Here is a 7,524-nt window from a genome sequence, read left to right on the forward strand (position 1 = left end):
AGTACCTGTTCCTCATCGATTGGCTCCTGGGAGCCGACCAGCCGTGGTGTTGGCGACCTTGGGGCGGCGTGCTCCGGGCCTGGAGCACGCCGCCCGGTCGCTGCCGACAGGCGGACGACTCCTCAGTAACCCGGCTCCGGCAAGGCCAACTTCCAGAGCTTGCCGAGTTCACGGATATCGACAACGTGAACGTGTCCCTGAAGGGCACGGTCCGGTTGGTCAGCCGTGACCACCACCGCACCCCCTGCTGCTCCCGGTCCCGGCGGGACGGACGCCTACCGGCAGCGCCTCGCCGAGGCACGTTGCCGGACCCGGGAGGCGTGGTGCGCCCAGCACGCGCTCCGGATCCGGGAGATCGCGGCGGAGGTGGCCCGTACGGCCGGGGAGTGGCCGCAGCTGGACCAGGCCGACCGCGCCGTGCTGCGCGCCCTGGTCTCCGGGGACGGCGTAGCGGTCTTCCTCGACGGGTTGGCCCGGGGCGGGCGTCGCGGCGGCGGCCCGCTGCCGGATGCTCGACCTCCTCGACGGCGCCGGCTGACCCCGCGGCCGGGCCGCCGTCGGCCCTGCCGGCCTGGCGGCCGGTCAGGGGCGGTGGAGGATGTGGTGGCTGCCGATCCGGCGCCAGACGATGTGCGGGCCGCGGGTGCGCCCACGGCCGTACGACCAGGTGGCGCGCCCGTCGGGCGCCCACGTCAGCTCGAAGATCCCGCCGCCGGCGGACCGTACGGCTTTGATGCGCAGGCCTCGGCGGAAGCGCCCGGTGCGCAGGTCGGGGACAAAGGCGCCCACCACGGTCCGGTGGAAGCGGGCGCGCTGGGCGGGGGTGAGGCGGCGGAGGTCGGCGGCGGCGCGCGGCAGGGTCTCGTACGTCGGCACGTGGGTCTCCTTCGGGTAGCACGGTGTCGCCCCCGGCGCTGTCGGGGGCGAGGGGTTCAGGTCGGGTGCTCGGGCCGGCCCCGTGCCGGGGGCGTGTTTCAGCCGGCCCCCTTGGGCGTCGGCGCTGTGTCGACGCCTGCGGGGAATGCGCAGGCGGCAGGTGCGGGCGGGTGTCCCGGTGCGGGGTGCCGGGGTGTGCGGGATAGGAATCCGGGCCCGCGAGAGGGCTGGATCTGTGGTCCGTGGTGCCGATCTATGGCCTGCGGCGGTACGTCGGCGAGGCAATGCGCCGGGGCCGTTCCGAGGCCGCGGTGGGCCGGGCGCCGGGCGCGCCCCCGCAGGAGTGAATCCGTGCCTCGCATACGCGTAGGCGATTTGTGCGGTCCTGCACCAATTCGGCGCCAATTCAAGGCTATTGACACGTTTTGTGGTTCTTAGGCATGTCCTCGGCGCGGCCCGGTAGGCGGGCCGCCGAGGTGCGATTGGGGTGTGTTCCGTGACGGGTGCGCAGACGGCAGCGCGAGCGGTGTTGGGTGAGCGTGAGGTGGCGGCGCGGTTGGGGGTGCCGGTGGGTGCGTGGCGGTGGGCGGTGGCCACCGCCTCCGTTCCCGCCCCGGGCCCGGACGGCGGTTGGGCCGCGGAGGTGGTGGCGGGGGTGGATGCCGAGGGCGTACGCGCCGCACTCCACCTGGTCTCCGCGTTCGACGCGGCGGAGCGGCTGACCAGGGCGCTGGGGGATCCGCTCCCGCTCTACCGGCCGGCCGTCACCGCGACGGCCGTAGGCGACCTCGCCGCGGCCGGCTACCTCCTGCGCCTCGGCGGCGACCCGGCCACCCCGGACGTGCACGCGGACCAGGTCGCCGCGCTTGCCCGCCGCCGGGACCTGCCCGCCCTCCTCGACCGCCACACCCTCCTCGGCCCCGACCAGGCCGCCGTGCGCCTCGGCGCGCGCCGTACGGAGATTGATCACGCCGTACGCCTCGGGTGGCTGCGCCCGGCCCGTACCACCACGGTGGACTTCGGCCGGGACCGCGGCGGCGAGGCCCGGGTGCCGTGGTTCCGCGCCGAGGACGTCGCCCTTCTCCCGGTGGTCCACCCGGGGGTGGACTGGCGGAAGGTGCGCCGCTTCGGCGCCGGGCGCCGCTCACCCCTGGCGGGGCTGGAGCCGGTGGTGGGGCGGCCGGAGGTGACGCTCGCCGCGGTTGCACGGATCGCGCGGGTGGGCCGGGCCGCCGTCGTGAACTGGCGCCGCCGCCACGACGACTTCCCGTCTGCCGCGGGCGGCACGGTGGCGTCGCCACTGTTCGACCCCGGGGAGGTTGTGGCGTGGCTGCTGGCCCACGGCAAGATCCGGATCACGCACACCGTCGCGTCTGCGGTCCTGGTGGTCCGCCAGGCGGGTGGCGGTACCCGTACCGTCCGGGTGGACGACCCGCTGCTGTCCACCGTCGAGGATGCGGAGGGTACGGAGTCCGTGGACGGGTGGGTGACCGCCGCTGAGGCCGAGGCCCTGGTCGCCCTCGGGGAGGGCCCGTCGGGGATCGCCGTCCGCAGCCTCACTGTTCCGGGGCGGACCGCCCTCGCGGTCCCGGGCGATGGCCGGCTGACGGGTCGTCATGACGGGGGCCGCGGGCGGGTGTGGGTGGCCCTGTCGTGGCGGGCGGGTCTGCGCGGGGAAGCCGGCCGGGCACGTCACGCGCTCCCGTACGCCCCGGGCGCGGACTGCCGGTGCACGCCGCAGGACTGCGGCGGTATCGTTCCCGCCCGCCACTGCCCCGAGCACGGCGACAGTGCCGCACCCGCTATGGAGTGGCACCCGGCGGGTGGGATCCGCTGTGCAGAGTTGCAGAGCCCTGCTGCGGTCCCTGTGGATCACGGGTAGCGCCCTGGACTCGTGTGCGCCCCGGCGGCTCGTCCTGCCGGGGCGCTGCTCGACGTACGCGCTAAAAGATCTTCCTGGATTGAGGCAGCGCTTAGGGCGTGCCGTTCGACTACATGGTGTGAAGGTTCTCGGCGTTGACGCGATGGGGTGGCTGGGGCCGCTCCCTGGGGAGGGCGAAGTGTGGGTGACGGCAACTCTGCTCGCCGTAGCCACAGCGGCTGCGGCGGCGCTCACTGAACGGCAGCGGAGGGCCACTCACTTCGCGCTGGTTCGGAAGGTTCCGGCTGGGCCCGACGTGGTGCAGGGCCAGGGCCGAGGGGGGTCGGCCACGCAAGTCGTCACCGGCAGCTTGTCACGGGCAGACAGGGACAGGGGGCGGGGGTGACGCAGCGCATTCCAGAGCAGGCGCGGCACCAGGTCGCTGAACTGTGGGATCGGGAAGCGGCCGGCCTCCTGAGGTTCGCCCTGGTGCGGAGCTTGAACGACAAAGCAGGCGCGGAGGACCTGGTGCAACGGGTGTTCATGGCGGCAGCCCTGGCATGGGATGAAGTGGGCAGCCGTGATGCGGAGGGGCGCCGCAAGTGGCTGCGCAGAACCTGCCGCAACATGTGGGTGGACGACGTGCGGCGGGAAGTCAAGTGGACGGACTTGGAGCCGGACCTAACACGTCTTTACCACCACGACTGCCCCGACCCCGCCGACGCTGTCATTGCTTGCGATGAACTCGAACGGTGCTGGGCCGTCGTGCGTGACCTCCCGCCTGCGTGTATGAGGGTCGCGGTGCTCTACTTCTTCGAGCAGCAGTCGGCCATGTACATCTCCCAGATCCTCGGCATCGGGCAGTCCCAGGTGCGAAAGCACGTATCCAGCGCTCGCAAGACGCTGCGGCAGGCCTTGGGCAGGCACGCCGACGAAGACCTGACAGAAGCCGGCACCCTGCGGGAGCGGAAGGAGAAGCGAGCATGACGGACCGCGAGGGCCGCAGCAGCTCCATCGACCCGGACACCATGGTCGCCAACCTGCTGCACCAGATCGAAGCAGTCGTATCCGTGGACGAGGTGGCCCTGGCTCGGCACAAGCGGTACTTCCTCGCCTGGATGGAGGAGGAAGCCGACCCCGGGCAGCAGCCCGTGGTGGAAGATGCCGTGCCTGCCGTACGGACGGAGCACCGCCCGCCGTCGCGCGCTACGGACATGGAGTATGGGCGAGGTCGGCCACTCGATGATGACGAGTTCTTGACCGTCGCTGAGGTCGCCTCGGTGATGCGTGTCTCGAAGATGACCGTGTACCGCTTGGTGCACAACGGCCACCTTCCCGCGATCAGAGTCGGCCGCTCCTTCCGGGTTCCGGAGAACGCGGTACACGAGTACCTGCGGGAGACCCTGGACGGACTTGTCTCGCTCCAAGAGCGTGGTGAACGGGCCTGACCGCGAAGTTCGCCCGACGCTCCCATGGTCCGTGCGTCGAAGGGGGCCCGAACGGGCCTGCGCGCTGAACCCCGGTTCGAGGGCGGAAGGCTGGTGGGAGGCGGTGGGCAGGCCTTCCACGATGGCATCGCACCCGCCTGACTGCGGCCCCACGCGTCCCGTGACACGCGGGCCGTCCCAAATGCGGGGCAACCCAAGATCTAGTGGTTGTATCGGCGTGTCCACCCGCAAGTTGTGTTCCCTGATCCGACTTGGGCTTCAACCGGCCCTAGACTGGCGGTGCTTCGAAGTGCTCCCCCTGCTGACGCTTCGTCGGTCTTCGACGGAGTCCCCACCTGATGGGGTGTTCGGGAGCATTTGGAGGTACTGGATGGCGAACGGGATACGGGAGAAGGACCGGGAAGAGAAGCGCCTGTCGATCGTGCAGGCGTTGATCGACTGGTCCGTGCTCGTGCCGGTGCTCGTCAAGCTGGTGGAGTGGGTGGTGCAGAGCATCGGATGATGTGCTGTTCCCGGGCGTGGCTGGCTCAGCAGTGAGCCCGGCCGAGATCTAGACGGCCGGGCCCAGTAGCTTCGCCCCTGCACGGAGGGTCTGACCTGGTTCCAGCCGGGTCGGACCCTTCGCTGCGTCATGGTGGAGAACGCAGCAGTGACACATGAAGCTTACCGAAATGCATCTGCCCGGAATGCATTCTGACGGGATGCATCCCGGTGGACGCGGGGGTCACCCCGGCCTGCGGAGCAGGCCGTTCCGGGGGGACGTCGGGAGCCTTCGCGCGGCCCGGTCCCTTGATCATTGGGGGTCATTCACGGTCCGGCCGGCGGTTCGGCGGCCATGCCTTGGCGCAGGTCCTCAGGCGCCGCCGTTGCCGTTCTTCGAGCTCGGCCGGGTCGAGCGCCTCGGCCTCCCACTGCACGGGCCGACCGGGGTCGAGCCCGTACCGGCGGGCGAAGCCCGGCCGGCGGGGGTCGCCTGCCTTTCCCGCGACCGCCGGCAGTTCGTAGTCGCGGACCTGGCCGTGTGTGAGCAGGACGTGTTCCACGCGGCTCGAGCAGTCGGTGCAGGCGACCCAGTCCCGCTCGACGCGGCGGGTGCCTCCCAAACCCGTGAACATCGCCCTGGCCGCCGCGGCGGCCACCTGATCCGGACGGCGTCTGCTGCCCGTCCGTACGGGGTCAGGGGCTGGGGAGTCGTCGTCCGAGGCGGCTTTGGACTTCGCGGGCTGCGCAGCGGACGCCCTCGTCGTCGGAGGTCTTGGCGGCGGCTTCGAGGACGGCCAGGGTCACCAACGCCTCGGTACGGGTGAGGAGTGCGAGGCGGGGTGCTTCGGTGGTGTCGAAGTCGGCGGCGAGCATGTCGTCGTGCAGATCGTCAAGGGTCACGTCCGGCACAACGCTGGACCGTCCTGCCGGTCACCGTGCGAAGGTGAGCGCGGACCGCGCGGTGGACCGGGGCGGGGTCTACCGCCACCGCTGCCGTTCAAGCGGCTCCGGCTGGGTGTGACGGTGGCGGAGGTACCGCTGTTTCGCCGACGGGCTGGCGGTAGCAGCCGGCTAGTTAGGGTGTGGGTAGCCCGTACCGATATGGCGCGTGTGGGTGAGGCCCGGTGCCCGGAGGATTCTCGGGGGCAGTACCACCGGGCCGCCTCAAGATCAGACATGGGAAGAGACCATAGATCTCTCAAAAGAGACTTATTGTCTCTTTTTGCCTGCTGTGTGTGGTTTCTGACGTACGTTCAGCGACTCGTGTGGTTGCGCACGGTTCGTTCGAGTGCGGTGCGGATGATGTCGCCGGTGGTGGTGATGTGGGCGGCGTGCCGGGCCCGTTCGTCCAGGGCCTCGGGCAGGGCGGCGCGACCGCCGGCGGCGGGGCCGGGCCCCCACCGGTGCGTCCACGCCTCCAGGGCGCGTACGTGGGCCAGGTTCGTCCAGTAGACCCCGCGGTGCAGCGGCTCCCACAGGTAGGTGGGAGGGCGATGCACAGTCGGCCGGTGAGCCCCCCGGCCACGGGCTTGGTCCCGCTGATGAGATCGCTGACTGGCGCGCTCAGTTGCTCGCGGTCATCCAGGGGCGACTGCCCCCTGGCATAGCGGCAGCAGACAGTGGGGCACGCCAACTAGCGTGCCCCACTGGTTACGCCCTCAAGCTGCACGCTTGCTGTGGGCTGCAATCGGGAGCGGCGACCCACTCCTGCTCCTGTTCGCGGTGCGGCCGATGATCGTCACTCCTCATTCGTGCACGCGGCAAACTGACGCCTATCCGAGAGATCGCACCGGGAATTTCTATTTACCAGATCCAATTTTGGGCAATGTGTCCCTGATTTTTTTCCCAGAGGGTGAGGTAGGCTCCCTCTTTAGGTTCACTCCCCTTGATGGTGATGAATTTATGTCCGTATATTGTGTAGAGCCCCGGTGGCGTTAGAACTGAATCCCATCCCGCCGGTTCAAATTGCTGCGAAATGGCATTCTCGTTACAGGGCCACAAGGTGAGGACTGCGCCGTTTGTATCGTACGCATCCCCTTGCGGGGTCAAGCACAATTCGCTGGCGCTGTGAACAATTCTAGTCGTCTCAATTGAGCCATGAAGGGGTTCTGTATGCCACCATTGGACGTAATGCCCCTCTCCCGGGGCGCACTTCCATGCGGTTACGATAGTGCCCGCCTTTGTCGAGTTCCCCTTCGGGGTTGCGCACAAATAATGCCCCCCGCCAAGGCTGTTTTCGATGGATTCCTTAGAGTAATAACGGCGGGATGCATGGGCGATTTCCGGGTGAATGAAGTTGAGCATGAAGATTGCCGAGAGTGCAGCGACTACGGGTATAATTCGGCGCACGGGATGGCTCCTTGAGTCAGCGATGTGGATTCAGTCGCCGATGATTAAAGCTATTAGATCTGAATGGGTTTATTATATCTTGTAAGTGGCGAGTGGTGGGGGTGTTTTTGGGAAGTAGGCGACTTCTTGCGGTCAGTGGATTCATTGCAAATCACCTCATTTCAATTTTTGTAGAGCACCTTCCCAGGTGGCGCCAAGGCTTGCGAGTCGAGCGGGCTGGTCCTGGAGGCGAAGCCGGAAGGACCCGGATGGGGGAGCGGAGCGGACCCACCCAACGGGCCGCAGGCCCGGATCCCGTGAAACAGAGTCACGGCGGCCTGCGAAGCAGGCCATTCGGGGTGGAGCGCAGCGGGGTCTGGAGCGAAGCGGAAGACCCCGAGGCCAAAGCCCGCGAAGCGGGCGCCGGCCTCGCCCCGCGCAACGCGCGGGGCCTACGCTCCGTCACCGGCCGCGCAGCGGTCGGCCGTCCCTCCCCAGCGCGCAGCGCTGGGGGTCCCGCTCCGCGGG

General features: G+C 69.3%; 9 protein-coding genes. 4 read left to right on the forward strand and 5 right to left on the reverse strand.

Annotation, left to right across the window (positions count from 1 at the left end; genetic code table 11):
- Positions 1–582: 582 nt before the first annotated feature.
- On the reverse strand, positions 583–876 hold the full coding sequence (locus tag ACZ7JZ_RS33905; protein ID WP_470946424.1) for a hypothetical protein: 294 nt from the start codon (positions 874–876) through the stop codon (positions 583–585).
- A 568-nt stretch (positions 877–1,444) separates the two neighbouring features.
- On the opposite strand from ACZ7JZ_RS33905, the gene ACZ7JZ_RS33910 reads away from it, so the two are divergent.
- The 4 genes from ACZ7JZ_RS33910 to ACZ7JZ_RS33925 all read left to right on the forward strand — a co-directional run bounded on the left by ACZ7JZ_RS33910 (position 1,445) and on the right by ACZ7JZ_RS33925 (position 4,687).
- A complete protein-coding gene (locus ACZ7JZ_RS33910) occupies positions 1,445–2,758 on the forward strand; it encodes a hypothetical protein (protein ID WP_470946427.1) in 1,314 nt (437 codons plus the stop codon).
- 381 nt (positions 2,759–3,139) lie between these two features.
- Positions 3,140–3,724 carry an RNA polymerase sigma factor gene (locus ACZ7JZ_RS33915; RefSeq protein WP_470946430.1) on the forward strand — a complete coding sequence of 195 codons (585 nt, stop codon included), beginning with the start codon at positions 3,140–3,142 and terminating at the stop codon, positions 3,722–3,724.
- A 227-nt stretch (positions 3,725–3,951) separates the two neighbouring features.
- Complete coding sequence (locus ACZ7JZ_RS33920) at positions 3,952–4,185, forward strand: helix-turn-helix domain-containing protein (RefSeq protein WP_470946443.1); 234 nt, start codon at positions 3,952–3,954, stop codon at positions 4,183–4,185.
- Positions 4,186–4,555: 370 nt separating this feature from the next.
- Complete coding sequence (locus ACZ7JZ_RS33925; RefSeq protein ID WP_470946432.1) at positions 4,556–4,687, forward strand: hypothetical protein; 132 nt, start codon at positions 4,556–4,558, stop codon at positions 4,685–4,687.
- 301 nt (positions 4,688–4,988) lie between these two features.
- Here ACZ7JZ_RS33925 and ACZ7JZ_RS33930 read toward each other — a convergent pair whose 3' ends face one another.
- The 4 genes from ACZ7JZ_RS33930 to ACZ7JZ_RS33945 form a co-directional block, all read right to left on the reverse strand.
- Positions 4,989–5,288 carry a hypothetical protein gene (locus ACZ7JZ_RS33930; protein WP_470946435.1) on the reverse strand — a complete coding sequence of 100 codons (300 nt, stop codon included), beginning with the start codon at positions 5,286–5,288 and terminating at the stop codon, positions 4,989–4,991.
- Positions 5,289–5,361: 73 nt separating this feature from the next.
- Positions 5,362–5,568 carry a hypothetical protein gene (locus tag ACZ7JZ_RS33935; protein WP_470946437.1) on the reverse strand — a complete coding sequence of 69 codons (207 nt, stop codon included), beginning with the start codon at positions 5,566–5,568 and terminating at the stop codon, positions 5,362–5,364.
- 353 nt (positions 5,569–5,921) lie between these two features.
- Positions 5,922–6,167, reverse strand: a complete 246-nt coding sequence (locus tag ACZ7JZ_RS33940) for a hypothetical protein (protein ID WP_470946440.1) — start codon at positions 6,165–6,167, stop codon at positions 5,922–5,924.
- A 304-nt stretch (positions 6,168–6,471) separates the two neighbouring features.
- The gene (locus ACZ7JZ_RS33945) at positions 6,472–6,972 is read right to left on the reverse strand and encodes an RICIN domain-containing protein (protein ID WP_470946446.1); all 501 of its coding nucleotides are present in this window, start codon (positions 6,970–6,972) and stop codon (positions 6,472–6,474) included.
- Positions 6,973–7,524 lie beyond the last annotated feature (552 nt).

This window comes from Streptomyces sp. NPDC038213 (assembly GCF_055600495.1).